Here is a 23,776-nt window from a genome sequence, read left to right as displayed (position 1 = left end):
TGTCGGAGCGTCGTCGGTCGGCATTCGCCCGACGCTACCGGCGGCTGCATGCCGCTCGGGTCATGCCCTGCCGGGCGCTCCGCCGACCACGCCGCCGGGTGCCGCGGCGGACGACCGCGGGCCGCCCCTCGTCGAGAGGAGCGGCCCGCGAGGGAGAGCGGAGGGAGCGACCGCTCAGCCGAAGGTGGCGAGCGCCTCCTCGATGACACCCGCGGCGTCGTCGATCAGCTCCTCGCTGATGACCACGCTCGGCATGATGCGCAGGACGCTGTCCCAGCTGCCGGCGTCGAGGGCGATGACGCCGTTCGTCGTGACGTGCTTCAGCACGGCGGAGAGCGCCTCCGGGTTCTGCTTCTTGGTGCCGGGGTGGACGAGCTCGACGCCGAACATCGCGCCCTTGCCGCGGACCTCGCCGACCACGGCGAAGCGCTCGGCCCAGTCGCCGATGCGGGCCTGCAGGGCGCGCTCGACGCGCTGGGCCTCGGCGAGCAGGCCCTCGGACTCGATCGCCTCGAAGGTGGCGAGCGCGGCGGCGGTGGAGACGGGGTTGCCGCCGAAAGTGCCGCCGATACCGCCGGGCTGCACCGCGTCCATGATCTCCGCGCGGCCGGTGACCGCGGCGAGCGGGAAGCCGCCGGCGATGCCCTTGGCCGTGGTGATGAGGTCGGGGACGACGCCGAAGTGCTCGATCGAGTACCAGGCACCGGTGCGGGCGATGCCGGCCTGGATCTCGTCCGCGACGAAGACGATGCCGTTCTCGGTGCAGAACTCGGAGAGGCGCTCGAAGTAGCCCGCCGCGGGGATGATGATGCCGCCGTCGCCCTGGATGGGCTCGACGAACAGCGCCGCGAGCTCCTCGGCGCCGATGTGGGTGCGGATGTAGTCGATGGAGCGCTCGGCGGCCTCCTCGCCCGTCATGCCCTCGGGGTCGCGGAACGGGTAGCTCATCGGGAGGCTGTAGATCTCGCCGGGGAACGGGCCCATGCCGGCGCGCTCGGGCCAGGGGCGGTAGGTCATCGCCATCGTGAGGTTGGTGCGGCCGTGGAAGGCGTGGTCGAGCGAGGCGATGGCGCGGCGTCCGGTGTGCTTGCGCGCGATCTTGACCGCGTTCTCGACCGCCTCGGCGCCCGAGTTGACGAGGATCGAGTGCTTCTCGAAGTCGCCGGGGGTGATCTCGCCGAGCTTCTCGGCGACCCGCACGTAGTTCTCGTAGGGGGTCACGGTGAAGAGGGTGTGGGTCAGCTTCTCCGCCTGGGCGGCGGCCGCGGCCGCGACCGCGGGGTGGGCGTGGCCGATGGTGGTGACGCCGATGCCGCAGCCGAGGTCGATCAGGCGGTTGCCGTCGACGTCGACGAGGACGGCGCCCGAGGCGTGGTCCATGTAGATGTTCGCGAGGGTTCCGGCGCCGCGGGAGACGCTGGCGACGCGGCGCTCCTGCAGCGCGATCGAGCGAGGGCCGGGGAGCTCGGTGACGAGCGCGCGGGACTGGGGGACCGAGAATTCACGCATTCCTCCATGCTAGGCGCGGCTCCCGGGAGCGAGCCGGAGACGCTCCGTGCCCGCTCGTCCGCGGACCGGTGCAGGGGGATCGTTCAGCCGGGGCGGAGGCACAGCCCTCAGGATGGAAGGATCCCCCCGACGTCGTCCCGCTCCCTGCCGGGCAGGAAAGGTGCACCCGTGCGCAGAACCCTCGCGATCCTCGCCGTTCTCGGCGCCTCCCTCGGCCTCGCGGCCTGCACGCCCGGCACCCCCGAGGCGTCGCCGAGTGCGACCCCGACTCCGCTCTCCTGCATCTCCTCCGGGGAGGCGTCCGACGCCGTGGACGCCGCCGGCGACTTCGCGACGAAGCCGGTCACCGTCTTCCCGACCCCGATGAGCGTCGAGGCGACCGAGGGCACCACCGTCATCGAGGGCACCGGCGAGGCGGTCGCCGAGGGCGACACCGTGCTGGTGGACTACACCCTCTACAACGGCACGAGCGGCGCCGAGTTCTCCGCGAGCAGCTACGCCTCCGGTGGGCGCGCCGCCTTCGAGGTGGACACCGATCAGTACCTCGCGGGCCTCGTCAAGGCGGTCAACTGCGCGACGGTCGGCTCGCGCGTCGTCGCTGTCGTCCCTCCCGCCGACGCGTTCGGCGACGCCGGCAGCACCGATCTCGGGATCGCCGCGGACGACTCCATCGTCATGGTGATCGACGTCGAGGGCATCGTCCCCTCGGCCGCGACCGGTGAGCCGCAGGCGCCGGTCGACGGGCTGCCGACGGTGGCGCTCGCCGAGGACGGCGCCCCGACGGTGACCATCCCCGCGACCGACCCGCCGGCCGAGCTGCAGCTCGAGGTGCTGAAGAAGGGCGACGGGCAGACCGTCGCCGACGGCGACTCGCTGATCGTGCAGTACCAGGGCGTCGTCTGGGGCACCGGCGAGGTCTTCGACCAGAGCTGGGGGAACGGCACACCCGCGTCCTTCGGGACCGGCGACGTGATCGAGGGCTTCAAGGAGGCGGTGGTCGGCCAGACCGTCGGCTCGCAGGTGCTCGTGGTCATCCCGCCGGACAAGGGCTACGGCGAGGCCGGCAACACCAACGCGGGCATCAGCGGCACCGACACCCTGGTGTTCGTCGTCGACATCCTCGCGGTGAGCTGACCCGCTCCGCTCCGCACCCCGGGAGGGCCGAGGGCCGCCGTGCCAGGATGGGCGGATGCGCAGGGTCATCATCCTCGGCTCGACCGGGTCCATCGGCACGCAGGCCCTCGACGTCATCGGCGCGAACCGCGACCGCTTCGAGGTCGTCGGCCTCGGGGCCGGCTCCAACCGCGAGGTCGTCGCCCAGCAGGCGCGCGAGTTCGGCGTCGAGCACACCGCCTTCGGCGCGGCGGAGGCCGAGCAGCTGATCCGCTCCGTCGACGCCGACGTCGTCCTCAACGGCATCACCGGCTCCGTCGGGCTCGGCCCGACGCTCGCCGCGCTCGAGGAGGGCCGCACCCTCGCCCTCGCGAACAAGGAGTCGCTGATCGTCGGCGGCGAGCTGGTCACCTCGCTCGCCGCTCCCGGGCAGATCGTCCCCGTCGACTCCGAGCACTCGGCGATCGCGCAGGCGCTGCTCGCGGGGGAGCACCGCGAGGTCCGCCGACTGGTGCTGACCGCGTCGGGCGGCCCGTTCCGCGGGCGCGACCGTTCCTCCCTCCGCGACGTCACGCCGGCCGAGGCCCTCGCGCACCCGACCTGGGACATGGGGCTGGTCGTCACCACGAACTCGTCCACGCTGGTCAACAAGGGTCTCGAGGTGATCGAGGCGCACCTGCTCTTCGACGTGCCCTACGACCGGATCGACGTGACCGTGCACCCGCAGTCGATCGTCCACTCGATGGTCGAGTTCGTCGACGGCTCGACGATCGCCCAGGCCTCGCCGCCCGACATGCGCCTGCCGATCTCGCTCGGTCTCGACTGGCCGCACCGCGTCGCCGGCGTCGGCGTGCCGCTGGACTGGACCCGCGCGCAGTCCTGGACGTTCGAGCCGCTCGACGAGGAGGCGTTCCCGTCCGTCCGGCTCGCCAAGAAGGTCGGCGCCGCCGGGGCGTCCTACCCGGCCGTCTTCAACGCGGCGAACGAGCAGGCCGTGCAGGCGTTCCACGCCGGGCGGATCGGCTACCTGGACATCCTCGCGACGGTCGAGGCCGTCGTCGACGCGCACACCGTCGAGGGCGCGCTGACCCGCGAGTCGCTGGCCGAGGCCGAGACCTGGGCGCGCCGCACGGCGGATGCACGGATCGCCGCCGCCTGACCGGCCCCCAGGAGCGCCGACGCGCTGATCGGACGCTCTTCGCGTTCCTCCAGCGCCTCTCCAGCCGAGGGGTACCCCCGCGGCCTACAGTGACCGAGTGGAATCCGTGCTGCTCTTCGTCCTCGGCGTCGTCATCATCGCCGTGGGCGTCGCCCTGTCGATCGCGCTGCACGAGGTCGGGCACCTCGTGCCGGCGAAGCTCTTCGGGGTCAAGGTCACGCAGTACATGATCGGCTTCGGCCGCACGATCTTCTCCGTCCGCCGCGGCGAGACCGAGTACGGCGTGAAGGCTCTGCCCCTCGGCGGCTACATCGCCATGATCGGGATGTACCCGCCCAAGCACCCGGGCGACCGCGTCGGCGAGTCGAGCACGGGCTTCTTCAACGGATTGAACGGCAACGAGTCGGCGCCCGACCCCGAACCCCGCCGCGGCGGCTACGCGACGATGATCGACGAGGCGCGCGCCGCCAGCGCCGAGACCATCGGCGAGGGCGAGGACCACCGCGCCTTCTACCGGCTCGCGGTCTGGAAGCGCGTCGTCGTGATGTTCGGCGGCCCGTTCATGAACCTCGTGATCGCGACCGTCCTCTTCACCGTCCTGCTCTGCGGCATCGGGGTCGCCCAGAACACCTCGACGATCTCGACCGTCTCGCAGTGCGTGGTCCCGGCGAGCGACACGACCGCCGAGAGCTGCTCCGCCGACGACCCGCTCGCGCCCGGCGCCGCGGCCGGCATCCTGCCCGGAGACACCATCACCGCGATCGACGGCACGCCCGTGTCCTCCTGGAACGACCTCACCCCGATCATCCGCGCCTCGGCCGGCGTCCCCCTCAGCGTCGCCGTCGACCGCGACGGCCAGAGCCTCACCCTCACGATCACCCCCGCCGAGAACGAGGTGGCCGTCACCGACGCCGCCGGCGACGCGGTGCTCGACGCGTCCGGCGCCGTCGAGACGCAGACCGTCGGCTTCATCGGCATCTCGCCCACTCAGGCGCTCGTCCAGCAGCCGATCACCGCCGTCCCCGGGACGGTCGGGGAGAACGTCGCCAGCGTCGCCCACGTCATCCTCAACCTGCCGCAGCGCCTCATCGACGTGGCCCAAGCGGCCTTCGGCACCGAGGCGCGCGACGCGAACGGCCCGATCAGCGTCGTCGGCGTCGGCCGCATCGCCGGCGAGATCGCCGCCTCCGACCAGCTGCCCGTCGTCTCCAAGGTGCAGACCATGGTCGGCGTCCTCGCCTCCCTCAACGTCGCGCTCTTCGTCTTCAACCTCGTCCCCCTCCTGCCGATGGACGGCGGCCACATCGCCGGCGCGCTCTGGGAGGGCCTGCGCCGCCGCATCGCCAAGCTCTTCGGCCGCCGCGACCCGGGCCCCGTCGACATCGCCAAGCTGCTGCCGCTCACGTACGCGGTCGTCCTGCTCCTCGGCGGGATGAGCGCCCTGCTGATCTACGCCGACATCGTGAAGCCGATCCAGCTGTTCTGAGCTGTCTTGCACGCCGGTCCCTGCCCGGCGTGCCGCGGTCGGCTTCGCGACGGGTCGGGCTGGGAGGAGCGGGTTGCGGTCGGCTGGCGCGAATCGCTGGCACGCGATTCGCGCTTTCGTCTTCGAGGTGGTGCCGGTCCCTGCCCGGCGTGCCGCGGTCGGCTACGCGACGGGTCGGGCTGGGAGGAGCGTGTTGCGGTCGGCTGGCGCGAATCGCTGGCACGCGATTCGCGCTTTCGCCTTCGAGGTGGTGCCGGTCCCTGCCCGGCGTGCCGCGGTCGGCTACGCGACGGGTCGGGCTGGGAGGAGCGGGTTGCGGTCGGCTGGCGCGAATCGCTGGCACGCGATTCTCGCTTTCGTCTTCGAGGTGGTGCCGACTCCGGTCCGGTCGGCTGAGCTCGGTTCGGTGTGCAGGAGATGTGCCGGAGGCTGCTCGCGGGGACGGAGGTGTGCACGCGATCTGCCGGAGATCGCCTGCAGATCGGACGTCGGCGGTTCCGGAATCCGGTCGAGGAAGGCGTGGCACGGAACGTGGAGATCGGCGGGACCTGGGAACAGGGGGAGCGGCGGCGTCCGGCCGGGCGGCGCGCGTACGATGGGGCTCGTGCCTGCTGTGAATCTGGGTTTGCCCAAGGTCCCCGTGACCCTCGCCCCCCGCCGGAAGACCCGTCAGATCAAGGTGGGGAAGGTGCTCGTCGGCGGTGACGCTCAGGTCAGCGTCCAGTCGATGTGCACCACGCCGACCACGAACATCAACGCGACGCTCCAGCAGATCGCCGAGCTGACCGCCTCCGGCTGCGACATCGTGCGCGTCGCCGTGCCGAGCCGCGACGACGCGGAGGCGCTGCCGATCATCGCGAAGAAGAGCCAGATCCCGGTCATCGCGGACATCCACTTCCAGCCGAACTACGTCTACGCCGCGATCGACGCGGGCTGCGCGGCCGTCCGGGTGAACCCGGGCAACATCCGCAAGTTCGACGACCAGGTCGGCAAGATCGCCGCCGCGGCGAAGGCCGCCGGCGTCTCGATCCGCATCGGCGTCAACGCGGGCTCGCTCGAGCCCAGCCTCCTGCAGAAGTACGGCAAGGCCACCCCCGAGGCGCTCGTCGAGAGCGCCGTCTGGGAGGCCAGCCTCTTCGAGGAGCACGACTTCCACGACTTCAAGATCTCGGTCAAGCACAACGACCCGGTGATCATGGTGCAGGCCTACCGCCAGCTCGCCGAGCGCGGCGACTGGCCGCTGCACCTCGGCGTGACCGAGGCCGGCCCCGAGTTCCAGGGCACGATCAAGTCGGCGACGGCGTTCGGCATCCTGCTCGGCGAGGGCATCGGCGACACCATCCGCGTGTCGCTCTCGGCGCCGCCCGCGCAGGAGGTCAAGGTCGGCCTGCAGATCCTGCAGTCGCTCAACCTCCGCGAGCGCAAGCTCGAGATCGTCTCCTGCCCGAGCTGCGGCCGCGCTCAGGTCGACGTCTACACGCTCGCCAACGACGTCACCGCGGGTCTCGAGGGCATGAGCGTGCCGCTGCGCGTCGCCGTCATGGGCTGTGTCGTCAACGGACCGGGCGAGGCCCGCGAGGCCGACCTCGGCGTCGCCTCCGGCAACGGCAAGGGCCAGATCTTCGTCAAGGGCGAGGTCATCAAGACCGTCCCCGAGTCCGAGATCGTCAAGACGCTGATCGAGGAGGCCAACCGCCTGGCCGCCGAGATGCCCGCCGACGACACCTCGACCGGCTCCCCGGTCGTCGTCGTCTCCAACTGACGCGGGCGGCGGACGGGGACACCACCCGTCCGCCGCCTCACCGGCGGCCGCGGGACACCCCGCCGTGGACTCCGGATAGGATCGTCCCTCGTGGTTACCCGTCTCTCGCACCTGTTCGTCCGCACCCTCCGAGAGGATCCGGCCGACGCCGAGGTCGCGAGCCACCGCCTCCTCGTCCGGGCCGGCTACATCCGCCGCCAGGCGCCCGGCGTCTTCGCCTGGCTGCCCCTGGGGCTGAAGGTGAAGCGGCGCATCGAGGCGATCATCCACGCCGAGATGGCGGCCGCCGGCGCGCAGGAGGTCCACTTCCCCGGGCTGCTGCCCCGCGAACCCTACGAGCTCTCCGGCCGCTGGACCGAGTACGGCGACGGCGTCTTCCGCCTGAAGGACCGCAAGGACGCGGACTACATGCTGGCGCCGACCCACGAGGAGTTCTTCACCCTCCTGGTCAAGGACCTCTACTCGTCCTACAAGGACCTGCCGCTCTCGCTCTACCAGATCCAGGACAAGTACCGCGACGAGGCGCGCCCCCGCGCCGGCCTCCTGCGCGGCCGCGAGTTCACGATGAAGGACGCCTACTCCTTCGACTACACCGACGCCGGCCTCGACGCGAGCTACCAGCTGCAGCGCGACGCCTACGAGCGGATCTTCCAGCGCTTCGGCCTCGAGTACGTGATCGTGCAGGCCGACGCCGGTGCGATGGGCGGCTCGCGCAGCGAGGAGTTCCTGCACCCGACCCCGGTCGGCGAGGACACCTTCGTGCGCTCGGCCGGCGGCTACGCCGCCAACGTCGAGGCGTACCGCACGCCCGTGCCCGAGGCGCTGCCGCTCGAGGGGCTCTCCGCGGCGCGCGTCTTCGACTCGCCCGGCACCCCGACCATCCAGACGCTCGTCGACCTCGCCAACAACCAGGAGCCGCGCGCCGACGGCCGCGCCTGGACCGCCGGCGACACGCTGAAGAACGTCGTCCTCGCGCTCACGGCGCTCGACGGCACCCGCGAGCTCGTCGTCGTCGGCCTGCCCGGCGACCGCGACGTCGACCTCAAGCGCGCCGAGGTCGCCTTCGCCCGCGCCGAGGTCGAGGCCGCGACCGAGGAGGACTTCGCGAAGCACCCCGCGCTGGTCAAGGGCTACATCGGCCCGTGGTCCGTCGAGGGCGCCGTGCTGGGGGAGGAGTCGGCGAGCGGGATCCGCTTCCTGCTCGATCCCCGCGTCGTCGAGGGCACCTCCTGGATCACCGGCGCCAACGTCGCCGGGAAGCACGTGCTCGACCTCGTCGCCGGTCGCGACTTCTCCGGCGACGGCGTCGTCGAGGTGGCCGATGTCCGCTCGGGCGACCCCGCCCCGGACGGCTCCGGCCCGATCGAGACCGCGCGCGGCATGGAGATCGGCCACGTCTTCCAGCTCGGCCGCAAGTACGCGGACGTGCTCGGCCTCAAGGTCCTCGACGAGAACGGCAAGCTCGTCACCGTCACCATGGGCTCCTACGGCATCGGCGTCACCCGCATCCTCGCGATCATCGCGGAGAGCAACCACGACGACCGCGGGCTGATCTGGCCCGAGAACGTCGCTCCGTTCGATGTGCACGTGATCGCGACCGGCAAGGACCCGGCGGCGCTCGCGCTCGCGGAGTCCGTCGGCGCCTCGCTCGAGGCGGCGGGCAGCGACGTGCTGATCGACGACCGGCCGAAGGTGTCGCCGGGCGTGAAGTTCGGCGACGCCGAGCTGATCGGGGTGCCGGTGATCGTCATCGCCGGCCGCAGCGCCGCCGACGGCGTCGTCGAGCTCTGGGACCGCCGCACCGGCGAGCGCGAGCAGCTGCCCGCCGCCGAGGCGCTGGCCCGACTCGGCGCCTGACCGGCGCCGCCCTCCGTCCGCGTCCGGCGCGGTCGGCTATGCTCAATGGTCCCGACGCGCGGGCCCGGCTCCGTGCCGTGGCGCCGCCGGCGTCGGGCCGGACTTCGACGTGGTCGCGCTGCGCCGCCACGCCACCCAAGTGAATAGAGAGAAAGGCCCGCCCGTGGACATCGACCTGAGCGTTCTGCGCCTGCTGGAGCGCGAGCGCGAGATCCCCTTCGAGGAACTCGTGCAGATCATCGAGCAGGCGATCCTCACCGCCTACCTCAAGCACATCGGACAGGCGGACGACGCCGACACGGCGACCGCCGTCGACGCCCGCGTGCACCTCGACCGCAAGACCGGGCACGTCAGCGTGTTCGTGCCCGAGATCGACGAGGAGGGCGCCGTCGTCGGCGAGTCCGAGGACTCGCCGCGCGACTTCGGCCGCATCGCGGCCTTCGCCGCCAAGCAGGTCATCAACCAGCGGCTGCGCGACATCGGCGACGAGAAGATCCTCGGCGAGTTCAAGGGCCGCGAGGGCGACATCGTCGCCGGCGTCATCCAGCAGGGCCCGAACCCCAAGATGATCCACGTGGACCTCGGCTCCATCGAGGCGATCCTCTCGCCCGAGGAGCAGGTGCCGGGCGAGGACTACAGCCACGGCCGCCGGATCCGCGTCTACGTCACGAGCGTCAGCCGCGGCACGAAGGGCCCGTCGGTCCAGGTCTCGCGGACGCACCCGTCGCTGGTCCGCAAGCTCTTCGCCCTCGAGGTCCCGGAGATCGCCTCCGGCGTCGTCGAGATCGTCTCGCTCGCCCGCGAGGCCGGCCACCGCACCAAGATCGCCGTGCGCGCGACCGAGCCGGGCGTCAACGCCAAGGGCGCCTGCATCGGCGAGCTCGGCCAGCGCGTGCGCGCGGTGACCGCGGAGCTGAACAACGAGAAGATCGACATCGTCGACTACTCCTCCGACCTGCCGACCTTCGTCGCCAGCGCGCTCTCGCCCGCCAAGGTGACCAGCGCCTTCGTGATCGACCAGAGCCTCAAGGCCGTCCGCGCACTCGTCCCGGACTACCAGCTCTCGCTCGCCATCGGCAAGGAGGGCCAGAACGCCCGACTCGCCGCCAAGCTCACCGGCGCCAAGATCGACATCCAGCCCGATTCGGTGATGGACGGGGAGTGATCCCCGCCGTCGGCGGTGCGGGGAGGCGCTCCCGGGAACGAGGGAGTACAGTGGAACCCGTCAGAACGTGCGTCGGCTGCCGTCTGCGCGCCCCAAGGGCCTCACTTCTGAGGCTCGTCCTCCCCTCGAACGTCCTCGTGGTAGATCCGCGGGGTGTCCGTGCTGGGCGGGGAGCGTGGCTGCACGACGCGTACGACTGCTACGAGCTCGCGGTGAAGCGCCGCGCGTTCAGCAGGGCGTTCCGGACGCGCGAGAGCGTGGACGCGAGCGCCGTGGAGCAGTACGTCACCCGTGACCTGACCGGCTCGGCTCCTCACCCTGAGGAACCGGCCAGGCGAACGATCACACCGCAGAGAGAACAGGCAGAACGGCCCGTGAACTGATCATGAGCAACGACTGATGAGCGGCTCGAAATGAGATCCGTCCGTTTGTGATGGCCTGCCCCGTCTTGGGCGCAGGTCCGAGACAGGAGAGAAGTGGCTAAACCACGCGTGCACGAGATCGCCGCCGAACTCGGCGTCGACAGCAAGGTCGCACTTGCGAAGTTGAAAGAACTGGGCGAGTTCGTCAAGGGACCGTCGTCCAGCATCGAACCCCCCGTCGCCCGCAAGCTCCGCCAGGCCCTTCAGGGCAGCGCGAGCACGGGCGCCTCCACGACCCCGTCGGCGCCCGCCGCCGGCACCGCCCGTCCCGGGGCCCCGCGCCCCTCGGGCGCCCGCCCCTCCGCGCCGATGCCCGGCCCGGCCAAGCCGCCCGCTCCGGCGCCGGCTCCGCCGATGTCGGTCGCCGAGCGTCAGGCTGCCGCTCAGGCCGCCCAGGAGGCCGCGGCCGCGGCTCGCGCCCAGGCCGCCGCCGACGCCCCCGCCGCTCCGGCTCCGACCGAGGCCGCCGCTCCGGCGCCCGCGCCCGAGAAGCCCGCTGCAGCGACCCCCGCCGCCTCGCCCGCCACCCCCGGCGGACCGAAGCCGGCGACCCCCCGTCCGGCCCCGGCGGCAGCCCCGCCGAAGTCCGGCGGCACCTCCGGCCCCGGCGGCTCCAGCCGTCCCGGTGGCGCACCGCGTCCGGGCAACAACCCCTTCGCGAGCAACCAGGGCATGGGCCAGCGTCCCGCGACGCCCCCGCGTCCGGGCAACAACCCGTTCGCCAGCTCGCAGGGCATGGGCTCGCGCCCGACTCCCAGCAACATCCCCCGTCCCGCGGCTCCCCGCCCCGGTGCGCCCCGACCCGGTGGACCCGGCATGGGCCAGCGCCCCGCCGGCTTCGGCCAGCGTCCCGGCGGTCCCGGTGGCGGAGCCGGTCGTCCCGGCGGCCCCGGCCGTCCGGCCGGCGGCGGCTTCCAGCGTCCCGGCGGCGCCCCCGGAGCGGGTGGCGGCTTCGCCCCTCGTCCCGGTGGCGGCGGCGGACGCGGTCGCGGCCCCGGCGGTGGCACCGCTGGTGCCTTCGGTCGCGGTGGCGGCAAGAGCAAGGCCCGCAAGTCGAAGCGCACGAAGCGTCAGGAGTTCGAGCTCAGGGAGGCCCCGTCGCTCGGCGGCGTCAGCGTCCCCCGCGGCGACGGCAAGACGGTCATCCGTCTGCGCCGCGGCGCGTCTATCTCGGACTTCGCCGACAAGATCGAGGCCATGACCGGCGTGCCGGTGCCCCCCGGCAACCTGGTCACCGTCCTCTTCGCCCTCGGCGAGATGGCGACGGCGACCGAGTCGCTCGACGAGGCCACCTTCGAGGTGCTCGGCGGTGAGCTCGGCTTCAAGATCCAGGTCGTCTCGCCCGAGGACGAGGACAAGGAGCTCCTCGAGGGCTTCGGCCTCGACCTCGAGCAGGAGCTCGAGGACGAGACGGACGAGGACCTCCAGATCCGTCCCCCCGTCGTCACCGTCATGGGTCACGTCGACCACGGAAAGACGCGCCTGCTCGACGCGATCCGCAACGCCAACGTCGTCGCCGGCGAGGCGGGCGGCATCACGCAGCACATCGGTGCGTACCAGGTCGTCGCGGAGCACGAGGGCATCGAGCGCCCGATCACCTTCATCGACACCCCGGGTCACGAGGCGTTCACCGCCATGCGAGCCCGTGGTGCCCAGGTCACGGACATCGCGATCCTCGTGGTCGCGGCGGACGACGGCATCATGCCGCAGACCATCGAGGCGCTGAACCACGCCCAGGCGGCCAACGTGCCGATCGTGGTCGCGGTCAACAAGGTGGACAAGCCCGACGCCAACCCGGCCAAGGTGCGCCAGCAGCTGACCGAGTTCGGCCTCGTCGCCGAGGAGTACGGCGGAGACGTCATGTTCGTCGACGTGTCGGCCCGCGCGAACACCGGCATCCAGGACCTCCTGGACGCCGTGCTGCTCACCGCGGACGCCGGTCTCGACCTGCGCGCCAACCCCGACAAGGAGGCCCGCGGAGTCGCGATCGAGGCCAAGCTCGACAAGGGACGCGGTGCCGTCGCGACGGTCCTCATCCAGTCGGGAACGCTGCGCGTCGGCGATGCGATCGTCGCGGGAACGGCCTACGGCCGCGTCCGTGCGATGGCCGACGAGAACGGCGTCGCCGTGCTCGAGGCCGTGCCGTCGCGACCGGTGCAGGTGCAGGGACTCTCGTCCGTGCCCCGCGCCGGCGACACCTTCCTCGTCACCGAGGAGGACCGCACCGCCCGCCAGATCGCGGAGAAGCGCGAAGCCGCTCAGCGCAACGCCCTGCTGGCCAAGGCCCGCAAGCGCATCTCGCTCGAGGACTTCACCCGTGCTCTCGAGGAGGGCAAGGTAGAGTCGCTCAACCTCATCATCAAGGGCGACGTGTCCGGTGCCGTCGAGGCGCTGGAGGAGTCGCTCGTCAAGATCGAGGTCGACGACTCGGTGCAGCTGCGCATCATCCACCGCGGTGTCGGTGCGATCACGGAGTCGGACGTCAACCTCGCGACGATCGACAACGCGATCATCGTGGGCTTCAACGTCCGCCCCGACCCGAAGGCCCGCGAGCGCGCTGCTCGAGAGGGAGTGGACATCCGCTTCTACTCGGTCATCTACAACGCGATCGAAGAGGTGGAGAACTCGCTCACGGGCATGCTCAAGCCCGAGTACGAGGAGGTCCAGTCCGGTATCGCCGAGATCCGCGAGGTGTTCCGCTCCTCGAAGGTCGGCAACATCGCGGGTGTCATCGTCCGCTCCGGCACGATCACCCGCAACTCGAAGGCGCGCGTCATCCGCGACGGCGTCGTCGTCGGGGACAACCTCGCCATCGAGTCGCTGCGTCGCTTCAAGGACGACGTCACGGAGGTCCGTACGGACTACGAGGCCGGTATCGGTCTCGGCAAGTACAACGACATCCAGATCGGCGACGAGATCGAGACGATCGAGATGAAGGAGAAGCCGCGAGGCTGACCCTGAATTCTCACTGGAAGGCCCGGGTCCGCCCGGGCCTTCCGGCGTTCCTGGGGGTTCTGGTTTCAGGCTCGAATCGGACGTCCGGTGAGGGATCGGGAGCTCACTCCCGCCCTCGCGCGACTTCCCGCGGGCCTGCGGCCCGCCCGCCAGACCCGAGCCAGTCGCGCGAGGACGGGAGTGAGCTCCCTCCCTTCGGGAGGTTCGACTCGCCAGAAGTCGCGGGAGTGGTCCGGTACTCCGGGGCATGTCGCGTCGGGTACCTGCAGCAGCACGTGGGGGTGGGGCGCCTGCGCGGGAGGGGGACCGGGAGCATGGACTTCTGCCTGTACAGACGGGAGGTGCGGGTGGGGTGTCTCGTCGCGGCTCCTGGCTCGGGTCTGGCGGGCGCGGCGCAGCCGGGCGGGAAGGAGCCGCGGCGAGGCACCCCACCCGCGCCGGCAGCGCCGCGCACCACTGCAGCGAAGACGACGACCCGGGTGTGCTCGGGAGAGCAAGCCCCCAGCAAGACGACCGGCGGGACTGCCGGGGAGTGGTTAGATGGCGAGCTGAACGGTTCGTCGAGAGAGATGAGGACCAGCCATGGCAGATCCGGCACGGGCGAGGAAGCTCGCCGAACGGATTCAGGTGATCGTCGCCAAGCGGCTCGAGCGCGGACTCCGCGACCCCCGACTCGGCTTCGTCACCATCACCGATGTGCAGGTGACCGGTGACCTGCAGCACGCCTCCGTGTTCTACACGGTCTACGGCACCGACGAGGAGCGCGCCGACTCGGCGCTGGCTCTGAAGGCGGCGACCGGCATGCTCCGCACGGAGGTCGGCAAGAACATCACGGCGCGGCTGACGCCGTCGCTCGAGTTCATCCTCGACGCGATCCCGGAGAACGCGAAGCACATCGAGGACCTCCTCGCGACGGCGCGCAACCAGGACACCCAGGTGCAGTCGCTCGCCGCGAAGGCGGATTACGCCGGCGACGCGGACCCGTACGTGAAGCCGCGCGAGGACGAGGACGAGGACTAGGCAGCAGGCCTGAACACCGCGGAGCCCGTGGCGACGTCGACCGATTCGAGGACGACGACGACACGGGCTCCCGGCGTCTGCGGGGTCGGCACGTCGACCGTGATCTCGGGGTCGAGCAGCTGGACCTGCGAGCGGGTCCTGGCGGAGGTGACGACGACGCCCTCGAAGGAGGAGCCCTCACGGCCGCGGAGGATCGCGGCCTCGACGACGGCGGTCGCGGCGCGGGAGGCGGCTCCGGAGCGGCGGTCGCTCGCGGTCATCAGGGCCGGGATCTCGGGCAGGGCCGCGCGGAGCCAGGGCTCGAGCTCTTCGCCGGTGGAGATCGCGAGGCAGGTCGCCAGGGCGAAGCGGTCGACCAGGCGGCGGAGCGGCGCGGTGACGTGCGCGTACGGGGCGGCCAGGGCGGACTGCTCGGGCTGCTCGGGGGCGGCGCCGTCGAAGGCGGTGTAGCCGGCGCCGCGGAAGAGCGTCGCAGCGGCCGACATGATCGCGAGCTGGGCGGGGTCCGCCGTGTCGAGGCGGCGGAGGTAGGCGCCGTAGGGCTCGTCGGCGGCCCAGGGGACGCCGAGGGCGTTCGCGCGGGCGCGGAAGGCGGCGACGGTGTCGTCGTCGGCGGCGGGCATCGTGCGGAGGATGCCGACGCCGGCGCCGAGCATCATCGTCGCCGCGGCCATGCCGGTGAGGAGCGAGACCTGGGCGTTCCAGCCCTCCGAGGCGAGGGGTGCCCGGCGCTCGATCCGGTAGCCGCCGTCGACGGCGACGATCTCCTCGTCGGGGAGGGCGAGGCTCGCTCCGCCGCGCTCGGCCTCCCGGGCCTGGCGCTCCGTGCCGAACCAGGGGAGCAGCGCGATCGACGGGTGCGGGACGCCGGCGTCGACGCTGTGCTGGACACCGGCGTAGTCGAGGCGGGCCGTGCTGCGGACGAGAGCACGCTCGAGGCGGACCGCTCGGGGCTCGGCGGCGTCGTCGAGCTCGAGGGTCCAGACGAGGGCGCGGCGCTCGAGGTCGGGGAGGAGGGAGGCGGTGCCCTCGGAGAGGACCGGCGGGTGCAGCGGGACGCGGCCGTCGGGGAGGTAGTAGGTCTGGCCGCGGCGGCGGGTCTCGGCGTCGAGGGCACCGCCGGGTCGGACGACGGCGGGCACGTCGGCGATGGCGTAGCGGAGCACGACTCCTGAGCCGCGCCGCTCGAGGTGCACGGCCTGGTCGAGGTCGAGGGAGCCTGGCGGGTCGATCGTGACGAAGGGGATGCCCGTGAGGTCGATCCGCCCCGCGTCGTCGGCGGCACGGTCGGCCTGCTCCGCCTCGGCGAGGGCCTCGGGCGGGAACGCGCCCGGGAGGTCGTTCGCGGTGCGGACGGCGGCGAGCGCGCTGTCGAGCTCGGCGTCGGGGCGGGGGAGTCGGAGGCGGCGACCGGTCACGGCGCCACGCTACCGGGCCTGTCCGACACCGGGCGCACGGTCAGGAGTGGGGGAGCAGGTAGCCGTCCTCCGGGGTGCCGGTGGCGAGACCGTCGGCGAGGAGGCCGGCGAGGGCGCGGTCGCGCTGCTCGGCGTCCGGCCAGAGCGAGGCGATCTCGGCGGCGGTCACCGGGCCGTGCGCGGCGCGCAGCTCGGCGAGGACGAGGCCGCGGACCTGACGGTCGGAGCCCTCGTACTTCTTCTGCCGCGCCTTGACCGGGCCGTCGTAGGCCGGGTAGCCGGCGGCCCGCCAGGCGCAGGCGTCCCGGATCGGGCAGGCGTCGCAGCGGGGAGCGCGCGCGGAGCAGACGATCGCGCCGAGCTCCATCGCGCCCGCGTTGAAGGCGGCGGCGTCGGCGAGATCGTCGGGGAGGAGCGCCTCCATCGCGGCGAGGTCGGCCTTGGCCCGCGGCGGGCCGGGCTCGGCCGCGCCGTCGATCGCGCGGGCGATCACGCGCCGGACGTTGGTGTCGACGACGGGGTGGCGGTGGCCGAAGGAGAAGACGGCGATCGCGCGCGCGGTGTAGTCGCCGATGCCGGGGAGGGCGAGGAGCGTCTCGACGTCGTGCGGGACGACGCCGCCGTGCTGCTCGGTGATCGCGACGGCGCAGGCGTGCAGGCGCAGCGCCCGGCGCGGGTAGCCCAGCGACTGCCAGGCGCGCACCGCCTCGCCCGGAGGGACGGCCGCCAGATCGGCCGGGGTCGGCCAGCGCTCGAGCCACTCGGCGAGCCGCGGGATCACGCGGACGACCGGGGTCTGCTGGAGCATGAACTCGCTGACCAGCGTGCCCCACGCGGGGAAGCCCTCGCGGCGCCAGGGCAGATCGCGGGCGTTGTCGCGGAACCAGTCGACGATCGCGGCGGAGAGTGCGGGCATCGGTGCGGTCGGCATCAGGTCACCCTAGGCCGTCCCGCGTATCGTGGGCGAATGACCAAGTGGGCTCCGCAGAAGGCCGATGTGCTCGACGCTCTCGCGGCGGAGGTGCTGCACAACTACGGGCACGGCCGGGTGGCGGTCGGGATCGACGGCGACGACCCGGAGGTGTCCGGCGCGTTCGCGCTCGCGCTGGCCGAGGCGGTGCGCCGGGCGGGCCGCGACGCGGTGGTCGCGCACCTGGCCGACTTCCGGAAGCCCCGAGCCGAGCGGGAGGATCCCTCGATCCCCGAGGCGCAGCGCGCCTACCTCGCGGGCTACGACTACGAGCTGCTGCGGCGGGTGCTGCTCGACCCGTTCAAGCTGGGCGGGAGCACCGGCTTCGTCCTCGCCGGCTACGACGGGGTGCGCGACGAGGCGCGGCAGGCGCGCTGGCGCACCGCCGGCCGCGACGCTCTGCTCCTCGTCGACGGGCCCTTCGCCCTGCGGCCCGAGCTGCGCGGCGCGTGGAGCACGTCGATCCGGCTCGACACGCAGGAGCCGCCGGTCGACGCGTCCTACCGGGCGAGCACGGATCCGAAGCGGATCGCGGGGATCCTGGTCGACGTCCGCGACCCGGAGCACCCGCGGCGGCTCTTCGCCGACTCCTGCTGAATCGTCCAGGGCTCCTCCGCTAGACGGAGGACGCCCGCCGGATGACGTCGTCCGCCGGCAGGAACGCCCCCGAGCGCTCGACCTCGTGCACGAGCTCGACGAGCAGCTGGTTGACCGGTGCCTCGCGGCCGAGGCGGTGGGCGGTGCGGACGACGGCGCCGGCCAGGTGGTCGATCTCGCTCGGGACCCCGCGCCGCACGCTCTGCAGCGTGGAGCCCGGGTTCGGCACGTCGCCCATCCGGGTCGCCATCCGCCGCGGCAGCAGCTCGACCACGGGCAGCGGCGCCGCCGCCAGGGCGCGGATCCTGGCGTCGGAGAGACCCTGCAGCGCGCCGAAGCGGACGCCGGAGGCCAGGCCGGTCCGCGCCGCCTCCCGCATCGCCCGCGCGAGCAGCTGGCGCAGACCCGGGTGCGCGATCGTCTCCTGCACCGAGAGGCCGGTGATCGCGGGCAGCGCGTTGACCTCGTTGATCAGCAGCTTCGTCCACTGCGCCCCGAGGAAGTCGTCGGTGGTGGCCGTGGGCACCGCCTCGCCGAGGATCGCTGCGGCGCGGCGGACGTCGTCGTCGGCCGGGCGGCCGGGGACGCCGAGAGTCGTCGTCGCCGGCGCGGTGACGGTGACGCGGCCGGGCTCGAGATGGCTGGCAGCGAAGAGCGCGAGGGCGCCGACCAGGCGCGCGTCGCGGACCTGGCGGGCGGCGGCCTGCAGTCCGTCGAGCCCGTTCTGCACCACGACGAGGAGCGTTCCGTCGACGGTGCGTCGGTTCGCGCGGAGCGCGTCCTCGGCGTCCTGCGCCTTCGTGCAGAGCACAGCGAGATCGGGGACGAGGTCGAGCGTCTCGCCGCAGCGGACCCAGGCGGTGTGCTCGCCCCAGGCGCCGTCGAGACGGAGCCCCTGCCGCCGGATCGCCGTGAGGTTCTCGCCCCGGGCGGTCACCTCGACGTCGTGTCCTGCGCGGTCCAGGAGGGCGGCGACGGTGCCGCCGACGGCGCCCGCTCCGAGTACGGCGATCCTCATCCGGACAGCCTAGAACCGCGGCGAGCGGCGGCCGTGCCGGGCGCGGGCTCCGGGGGCCGACTCCCGAACTGCGCGTGTATCCTCGCACCCGTGCACGAGACTCCCAGCCCTTCTGCGGCGGCTCCGAACGGGATCCTCCTGCTGGACAAGCCGGGCGGGATCACCAGCCACGACCTCGTCTCGCGGACCCGCCGCCGCGCCGGAACGCGCAAGGTCGGCCACGCCGGGACGCTCGATCCGATGGCGACCGGGCTGATGATCCTCGGGCTCGGCCCCTCGACCCGGCTCCTCACCTACCTGGTCGGCCTCGACAAGGAGTACGAGGCGACGATCCGCCTCGGCGCCGCGACGAGCACCGACGACCGCGAGGGCGAGACGCTCACCACCGCCGAGCCCGGCGCCGCAGCGGCACTCGGTCCCGAGGCGGTCGACGCCGTGGTCGCGACCCTCACCGGAGCGATCGAGCAGATCCCGAGCGCCGTGAGCGCCATCAAGGTGGACGGCCGGCGCGCCTACGCCCGGGTGCGCGACGGCGAGGAGGTCGTGCTGGCCGCACGACCGGTCACCGTGAGCGCCTTCGACGTGCTCGCGCGCCGCGAGATCGACGGCTTCCTCGACCTCGACGTCCGGGTCACCTGCTCCTCCGGCACCTACATCCGGGCGCTCGCCCGCGACCTGGGCGCCGCGCTCGGCGTCGGCGGCCACCTCACCGCGCTCCGGCGCACGGCGGTCGGCCCGTTCCGGGTCGCCGCGGCCGGCGTCATCGACGAGCTGGACGTCCCGGCGGCGCTCCTCTCGCCCACCGCCGTCGCGGGCGAGCTGTTCCCGCTCCTGCATCTCGACGCCCGCGAGGCGGTCGACCTCGCCAACGGCAAGCGGATCCCCGTGCCCGAGGCGTTCGCGGGCGCCAAGGGACTCCTCGCCGCCGTCGGCCCGGGGGAGCGCCTGGTGGGGCTCGCCGAGCGCCGGGGCGCCGCCCTGAAGAGCGTGGTCAACTTCCCCACCGAGGAGCTCCGGGTGGGCGCGCCGTGATCGACTGGTTCACGACGCTCCAGGTCGGCGTCGCCGTCGCGGCCGGCCTGCTCTGCCTCGTGCTCGGGATGGTCGGCCGGCGCCCCTCCGACGTCACGGTCGGGGCCACCGCGATCGTCGAGCTGCTGCTGATCGTCCAGCTCGCCGTCGCGATCGTCTCGCCGCTCGTCGGCAACCGGCCCTCGGGCAGCCTGCCCGAGTTCTACATCTACCTGGTCTCGGCGCTGATCCTGCCGCTCGCCGCCGGCTTCTGGGCGCTGATCGAGCGCAGCCGCTGGAGCACGGTGATCCTCGGCGTCGTCTGCCTCGCGATCGCCGTGATGGTCTACCGGATGCACCAGATCTGGTTCGTCCAAGGCGTCTGAGCCCCGCGATCCGCGGTCGCAGCGGAGTGGGCGCGGCGAACGCCTACCATTGACCCTGCGATGTCGAACCAACCCAGCGATGCGCCCGGACGGGCGGCCCAGGACCCAGCTCTGCCGAACCCCGATCAGCGACCCGCCCGCTCGGCGCGGTCCCGCGGGATCGGCAGCCTCCTCGTGGTCGTCTACGGCATCCTCGCGCTCGCCGCGACGGGCCGCTCGGTGTTCCAGATCATCGACCGCTTCGATGAGGCGCCGCTCGCGTTCTCGCTCTCGGCGCTCTCCGCCGTCGTCTACATCCTCGCGACCATCGCCCTCGTGGCTCCCGGCCACGTCTGGCAGCGCATCGCCTTCGTGACGATCACCTTCGAGCTGGTCGGCGTGCTCGTCGTCGGCGCGATCAGCGTGCTCGCGCCGCAGCTGCTCGGCCTCGCCAGCGCGGATCCGTTCGGCCGGCAGTCGACGGTCTGGGCGGCCTTCGGCGCCGGCTACCTGCTGATCCCGCTGGTGCTGCCGGTGCTCGGCCTGTGGTGGCTGCGGGTCCAGGGGCGCCGGGCGGCGGCGGGAGCGGCGGCCTGATGCGCGTCGAGCAGCGCGCGGCCGATCTCACCGGCATCGGCCCGTCCGCCGTCACCATCGGCAAGTTCGACGGGGTGCACACCGGCCACCGCGCCGTGATCGACACGCTCCACGCCCGGGCCCGCGAGCGCGGGCTCGCCGCGGTCGTCGTCACCTTCGACCGCAACCCGCTCAGCGTCATCGCGCCGGAGAAGTGCCCGCCGGCCCTCGTCGGCAACGAGCAGAAGCTCGAGCTGCTGGCGGGGACCGGGATCGACGCGACGCTGCTCCTGGCCTTCGACGCGCAGTTCCGCTCGCTCACGGCCGAGGAGTTCGTGCGGCAGGTGCTCATCGACGCCCTGGAGGCGCGCGTGGTGCTGGTCGGCTCCGACTTCCGCTTCGGTGCGCACGGCGCCGGCGACGTCGCGATGCTGCGGGCGCTCGGCGAGACCCACGGCTTCGAGGTCGAGCTGATCGACGACGTGCGTCCCGAGCACGGGCGCCGCGTCTCCTCGACCTGGATCCGCGAGCTGCTCGCCGAGGGCGACGTCGAGCACGCGACCTGGCTGCTCGGCCACGAGCCGGTGGTGCGCGGCGTCGTCGTGCACGGCGCCAAGCGCGGCCGCGAGCTCGGCTTCCCCACCGCGAACCTCTCGCCCGAGTCGCAGGGGCTGATCCCGGCCGACGGCGTCTACGCCGGCCGCTTCGTCACCGAGGGCCGCAGCTACCCGGCCGCGATCTCCGTCGGCAGCAACCCGACCTTCGTCGGCGTGCCGCCCAAGCAGGTCGAGGCCTACCTGCTGGACGAGACGATCGACCTCTACGACCGCGTGGTCGACGTCGCCTTCGTCTCGCGCATCCGCGGCCAGGTCGCCTACGAGGGCGTCGAGCCGCTGATCCGGCAGATGAACGACGACGTGGAGAAGGTCCGCGCGATCCTCGGCGCGGAGCCACCGGCCGGCTGAGTCTGCGCGCCGGGGTCCTTCCGGGCCTGCGACGGCGCCCTAGCAGCGGCCGTGCCCGCGCACCAGCGGGAGAGCGCTCAGGGGCGGCGGCGTACCGTGGCCGCATGAGCGAATCCTCACCCGCCCCGTCGCGCCCGCTGGCGCTCGTCACGGGGGCGACCGGCTACATCGGCGGCCGCCTCACCCCGCGCCTGCTCGAGGCCGGCTACCGCGTCCGCGTGCTGGTCCGCGACCCGCGCAAGCTCGCCGAGGTCCCGTGGGCCGGCGACGTGGAGGTCGCCCAGGGCGATCTGAGCGATCCGGAGTCGCTGGCCGCTGCGTTCGAGGGCGTCGGCGTCCTCTACTACCTCGTGCACTCGATGGGCTCGGGCGCCGATCACGCGCGCTTCGAGCAGGTCGAGAGCCGGGCCGCGACGAACGTGGCCGAGGCCGCACTCGCCGCGGGCGTCGAGCGGATCGTCTACCTGGGCGGTCTGCACCCGGATGTGGAGACGCTGTCGCCGCACTTGCGCTCGCGGGCCGAGGTCGGCCGCATCCTGATGGCCTCCGGCGTGCCGACGATCGCGCTGCAGGCCGGCGTCATCATCGGCTCCGGCTCCACCTCGTTCGAGATGGTGCGCCACCTCACCGACGTCCTGCCCTACATGCCGGCCCCGCAGTGGGTGCGCAACTTCATCCAGCCGATCGCCGTCCGCGACGTGCTGCACTACCTGCTCGGCGCCGCCGCCCTCGAGGACGCGACGCTGAACCGCACCTTCGACATCGGCGGGCCGGACGTCCTCCGCTACGGCCAGATGATGAACGGCTACGCGGTCGAGGCGGGGCTCGCGCAGCGGCCGATCGCCTCGCTGCCCGTCTTCACCCCGTGGCTCGCGTCGCAGTGGGTCAACCTGGTGACGCCGATCCCGCGCTCGCTCGCGGTGCCGATCATCGCCTCGCTGCAGTACGACTGCGTGGTGCGCGAGGACGACATCCGCGCGCTGATCCCGGACCCCGAGGGCGGACTGACGCCCTACCGCCGCTCGGTGCGCCTTGCGCTCGGCAAGATGCAGGCCGGTGAGATCGAGACCAGCTGGCAGAACGCCGAGGTCGTCGGCGCCCCCAGCGACCCGCTGCCGAGCGACCCGGAGTGGGCCGGCCACACGGTCTACGTCGACCTCAAGGTGCGCCGGACCGACGCCGATCCGGCCAAGCTCTGGCGGGTCATCGAGGGCATCGGCGGCACCAACGGCTGGTACTCGTTCCCGCTGGCCTGGGCGATCCGCGGCTGGATGGACAAGCTCGTCGGGGGAGTGGGCCTGCAGCGCGGGCGCCGCGACTCCGAGCGGCTGCACGCCGGTGACGCGCTGGACTTCTGGCGCGTCGAGGCGATCGAGCGTCCGACACTGCTGCGCCTGCGCGCCGAGATGAAGGTGCCCGGCGGCGCCTGGCTCGAGATGCGCGCGGAGCCCGGCGAGGACGGCGGATCCGTCTACACCCAGCGCGCCGTGTTCTTCCCGCAGGGGCTCGGCGGCCGGCTCTACTGGTTCGCCGTCCTGCCCTTCCACGGCGTGATCTTCAACGGGATGGCGAACCGCATCACGGCCACCGCGACCGACCTCGCCGACGCCGGCGAGGAGCGCTCCCCTGGTGGGCGCAGGGCGCAGCGGTGACAATGGAGGGGTCCGCGGGCGGCGACACCGCCTCGGACACGAACGAGAGGAGCACGATGAGCGAACGATCGGACACGGACGCGGGGCGCGATCTCCAGCTGGGAAAGGTCGCCTTCATCGGCGACAGCATCATCCAGGGCGGGTCCTGGGACGAGTGGTTGACCGCGTCGACGGTCGTCGACGAGGGGATCGGCGGAGCGACGAGCGACGACGTCGTCGAGCGGCTGCCCGAGCTCGTCGAGGCGGCGCCCGACACGGTGGTCCTGCTGGTCGGCACGAACGACCTGGCCTACCACCGGACGACCGAGCACATCGTGCGCAACATCGAGACGATCGTTGCGACCTTCCGCCGGGACCTGCCCGACGTGCGGATCCTGGTGACGTCGATCCTGCCGCGAGCGCGCGAGTTCGGCACGCAGATCCGCGAGGTCAACCGGCACCTCTGGCAGTTCGCGCCGACCGCGCACGCGGGCTACCTCGACCTCTGGCCGGTGCTCGCCGGCGAGGACGGCGCCCTGCTGGAGCAGTACTCGCCCGACGGCCTGCACCTCAACGAGGCCGGCTACGCCGCCTGGCGCGAGGCCCTCGGCCCGGCCCTCGACTCCGTGCTGCGGATGCCGCCGCGCACCCGGCCGATCACGCTGCCGTACGACGAGTTCGCGCGGCCCAAGACGGCCTAGCGCCGTCTGCGCGGCGACGCGCCGCGAGCCGAGGGGAGCCGAGACCGAGAGGTCCGGCTCCCTTCGTCGTTCCCGG

At 72.7% G+C, this 23,776-nt stretch carries 20 protein-coding genes; 16 read left to right on the top strand and 4 right to left on the bottom strand.

All coding sequences use genetic code 11. The annotated features are described in order from the left end of the window. Positions 1–174: 174 nt before the first annotated feature. The gene (locus HRK28_RS02420) at positions 175–1,509 is read right to left on the bottom strand and encodes an aminotransferase class III-fold pyridoxal phosphate-dependent enzyme (protein ID WP_160088447.1); all 1,335 of its coding nucleotides are present in this window, start codon (positions 1,507–1,509) and stop codon (positions 175–177) included. A gap of 168 nt (positions 1,510–1,677) precedes the next feature. On the opposite strand from HRK28_RS02420, the gene HRK28_RS02415 reads away from it, so the two are divergent. From HRK28_RS02415 to rbfA, 9 genes are all read left to right on the top strand, one after another. Further along, complete coding sequence (locus tag HRK28_RS02415) at positions 1,678–2,643, top strand: FKBP-type peptidyl-prolyl cis-trans isomerase (protein ID WP_367948325.1); 966 nt, start codon at positions 1,678–1,680, stop codon at positions 2,641–2,643. Between the two features lie 55 nt (positions 2,644–2,698). Next, a complete protein-coding gene (gene dxr, locus HRK28_RS02410; protein ID WP_173250310.1) occupies positions 2,699–3,781 on the top strand; it encodes a 1-deoxy-D-xylulose-5-phosphate reductoisomerase in 1,083 nt (360 codons plus the stop codon). 97 nt (positions 3,782–3,878) lie between these two features. Continuing rightward, positions 3,879–5,267 carry an RIP metalloprotease gene (locus tag HRK28_RS02405; RefSeq protein WP_208543750.1) on the top strand — a complete coding sequence of 463 codons (1,389 nt, stop codon included), beginning with the start codon at positions 3,879–3,881 and terminating at the stop codon, positions 5,265–5,267. Between the two features lie 604 nt (positions 5,268–5,871). Further along, the gene (ispG, locus tag HRK28_RS02400; RefSeq protein ID WP_160088453.1) at positions 5,872–7,029 is read left to right on the top strand and encodes a flavodoxin-dependent (E)-4-hydroxy-3-methylbut-2-enyl-diphosphate synthase; all 1,158 of its coding nucleotides are present in this window, start codon (positions 5,872–5,874) and stop codon (positions 7,027–7,029) included. A 90-nt stretch (positions 7,030–7,119) separates the two neighbouring features. Further along, positions 7,120–8,886, top strand: coding sequence for a proline--tRNA ligase (locus tag HRK28_RS02395; protein WP_173250309.1), 1,767 nt, complete (start codon positions 7,120–7,122; stop codon positions 8,884–8,886). Positions 8,887–9,049: 163 nt separating this feature from the next. After that, the gene (nusA, locus tag HRK28_RS02390) at positions 9,050–10,051 is read left to right on the top strand and encodes a transcription termination factor NusA (RefSeq protein ID WP_160088457.1); all 1,002 of its coding nucleotides are present in this window, start codon (positions 9,050–9,052) and stop codon (positions 10,049–10,051) included. Then, positions 10,048–10,434, top strand: a complete 387-nt coding sequence (locus HRK28_RS02385; protein WP_308197497.1) for a YlxR family protein — start codon at positions 10,048–10,050, stop codon at positions 10,432–10,434. Before nusA ends, HRK28_RS02385 begins: the two co-directional genes overlap by 4 nt. Positions 10,435–10,527: 93 nt before the next feature. Beyond that, positions 10,528–13,428 (top strand): translation initiation factor IF-2, encoded by a 2,901-nt coding sequence (gene infB / locus HRK28_RS02380; protein WP_173250308.1) that lies wholly within the window; start codon positions 10,528–10,530, stop codon positions 13,426–13,428. 582 nt (positions 13,429–14,010) lie between these two features. Next, complete coding sequence (gene rbfA / locus HRK28_RS02375; protein WP_123445535.1) at positions 14,011–14,448, top strand: 30S ribosome-binding factor RbfA; 438 nt, start codon at positions 14,011–14,013, stop codon at positions 14,446–14,448. On the opposite strand, the gene HRK28_RS20695 is transcribed toward rbfA, so the two are convergent. Together HRK28_RS20695 and HRK28_RS02365 are read right to left on the bottom strand one after the other, a co-directional pair. After that, positions 14,445–15,866, bottom strand: a complete 1,422-nt coding sequence (locus tag HRK28_RS20695; protein WP_173250307.1) for an RNB domain-containing ribonuclease — start codon at positions 15,864–15,866, stop codon at positions 14,445–14,447. The genes rbfA and HRK28_RS20695 overlap by 4 nt on opposite strands. Before the next feature lie 40 nt (positions 15,867–15,906). Continuing rightward, entirely contained in the window at positions 15,907–16,782 is an 876-nt protein-coding gene (locus HRK28_RS02365) for an A/G-specific adenine glycosylase (RefSeq protein ID WP_173250965.1), read from the bottom strand. Positions 16,783–16,833: 51 nt separating this feature from the next. Between HRK28_RS02365 and HRK28_RS02360 the strand changes: the two genes are divergently transcribed. Then, positions 16,834–17,433 (top strand): hypothetical protein, encoded by a 600-nt coding sequence (locus tag HRK28_RS02360; protein WP_173250306.1) that lies wholly within the window; start codon positions 16,834–16,836, stop codon positions 17,431–17,433. A 19-nt stretch (positions 17,434–17,452) separates the two neighbouring features. Here the strand turns inward: HRK28_RS02360 and HRK28_RS02355 are convergent, their stop codons facing one another. After that, on the bottom strand, positions 17,453–18,451 hold the full coding sequence (locus tag HRK28_RS02355) for a ketopantoate reductase family protein (RefSeq protein ID WP_173250305.1): 999 nt from the start codon (positions 18,449–18,451) through the stop codon (positions 17,453–17,455). Positions 18,452–18,541: 90 nt separating this feature from the next. On the opposite strand from HRK28_RS02355, the gene truB reads away from it, so the two are divergent. The 6 genes from truB (at position 18,542) to HRK28_RS02325 (ending at position 23,700) form a co-directional block, all read left to right on the top strand. Beyond that, positions 18,542–19,483 (top strand): tRNA pseudouridine(55) synthase TruB, encoded by a 942-nt coding sequence (truB, locus tag HRK28_RS02350; RefSeq protein ID WP_160088465.1) that lies wholly within the window; start codon positions 18,542–18,544, stop codon positions 19,481–19,483. Then, entirely contained in the window at positions 19,480–19,848 is a 369-nt protein-coding gene (locus HRK28_RS02345; protein WP_173250304.1) for a hypothetical protein, read from the top strand. The genes truB and HRK28_RS02345 overlap by 4 nt, the downstream gene beginning before the upstream one ends. Positions 19,849–19,908: 60 nt before the next feature. Next, positions 19,909–20,424: a hypothetical protein gene (locus HRK28_RS02340; RefSeq protein WP_254304490.1), complete on the top strand. Its 516-nt coding sequence runs from the start codon at positions 19,909–19,911 to the stop codon at positions 20,422–20,424. Then, on the top strand, positions 20,424–21,368 hold the full coding sequence (locus tag HRK28_RS02335; RefSeq protein WP_173250303.1) for a bifunctional riboflavin kinase/FAD synthetase: 945 nt from the start codon (positions 20,424–20,426) through the stop codon (positions 21,366–21,368). The genes HRK28_RS02340 and HRK28_RS02335 overlap by 1 nt, the downstream gene beginning before the upstream one ends. 104 nt (positions 21,369–21,472) lie before the next feature. Further along, positions 21,473–23,020 carry an SDR family oxidoreductase gene (locus HRK28_RS02330; RefSeq protein ID WP_173250302.1) on the top strand — a complete coding sequence of 516 codons (1,548 nt, stop codon included), beginning with the start codon at positions 21,473–21,475 and terminating at the stop codon, positions 23,018–23,020. Between the two features lie 56 nt (positions 23,021–23,076). Next, on the top strand, positions 23,077–23,700 hold the full coding sequence (locus HRK28_RS02325; protein WP_160088473.1) for a GDSL-type esterase/lipase family protein: 624 nt from the start codon (positions 23,077–23,079) through the stop codon (positions 23,698–23,700). Positions 23,701–23,776 lie beyond the last annotated feature (76 nt).

It is taken from the genome of Rathayibacter sp. VKM Ac-2835 (assembly GCF_013266705.1).
GTDB lineage: Bacteria > Actinomycetota > Actinomycetes > Actinomycetales > Microbacteriaceae > Rathayibacter.
This window is presented reverse-complemented; position numbering and strand designations above follow the sequence as displayed.

Excerpts from the sequence above, each read along its gene's own strand:
- HRK28_RS02325 (WP_160088473.1), top strand. The coding sequence starts at position 23,077 with ATGAGCGAACGATCGGACACGGACGCGGGGCGCGATCTCCAGCTGGGA.
- HRK28_RS02335 (WP_173250303.1), top strand. The coding sequence starts at position 20,424 with ATGCGCGTCGAGCAGCGCGCGGCCGATCTCACCGGCATCGGCCCGTCC.
- HRK28_RS02360 (WP_173250306.1), top strand. The coding sequence starts at position 16,834 with ATGACCAAGTGGGCTCCGCAGAAGGCCGATGTGCTCGACGCTCTCGCG.
- dxr (WP_173250310.1), top strand. The coding sequence starts at position 2,699 with ATGCGCAGGGTCATCATCCTCGGCTCGACCGGGTCCATCGGCACGCAG.
- HRK28_RS02365 (WP_173250965.1), bottom strand. The coding sequence starts at position 16,782 with ATGCCCGCACTCTCCGCCGCGATCGTCGACTGGTTCCGCGACAACGCC.
- HRK28_RS02330 (WP_173250302.1), top strand. The coding sequence starts at position 21,473 with ATGAGCGAATCCTCACCCGCCCCGTCGCGCCCGCTGGCGCTCGTCACG.
- HRK28_RS02340 (WP_254304490.1), top strand. The coding sequence starts at position 19,909 with ATGTCGAACCAACCCAGCGATGCGCCCGGACGGGCGGCCCAGGACCCA.
- HRK28_RS02355 (WP_173250305.1), bottom strand. The coding sequence starts at position 18,451 with ATGAGGATCGCCGTACTCGGAGCGGGCGCCGTCGGCGGCACCGTCGCC.
- rbfA (WP_123445535.1), top strand. The coding sequence starts at position 14,011 with ATGGCAGATCCGGCACGGGCGAGGAAGCTCGCCGAACGGATTCAGGTG.
- HRK28_RS02420 (WP_160088447.1), bottom strand. The coding sequence starts at position 1,509 with ATGCGTGAATTCTCGGTCCCCCAGTCCCGCGCGCTCGTCACCGAGCTC.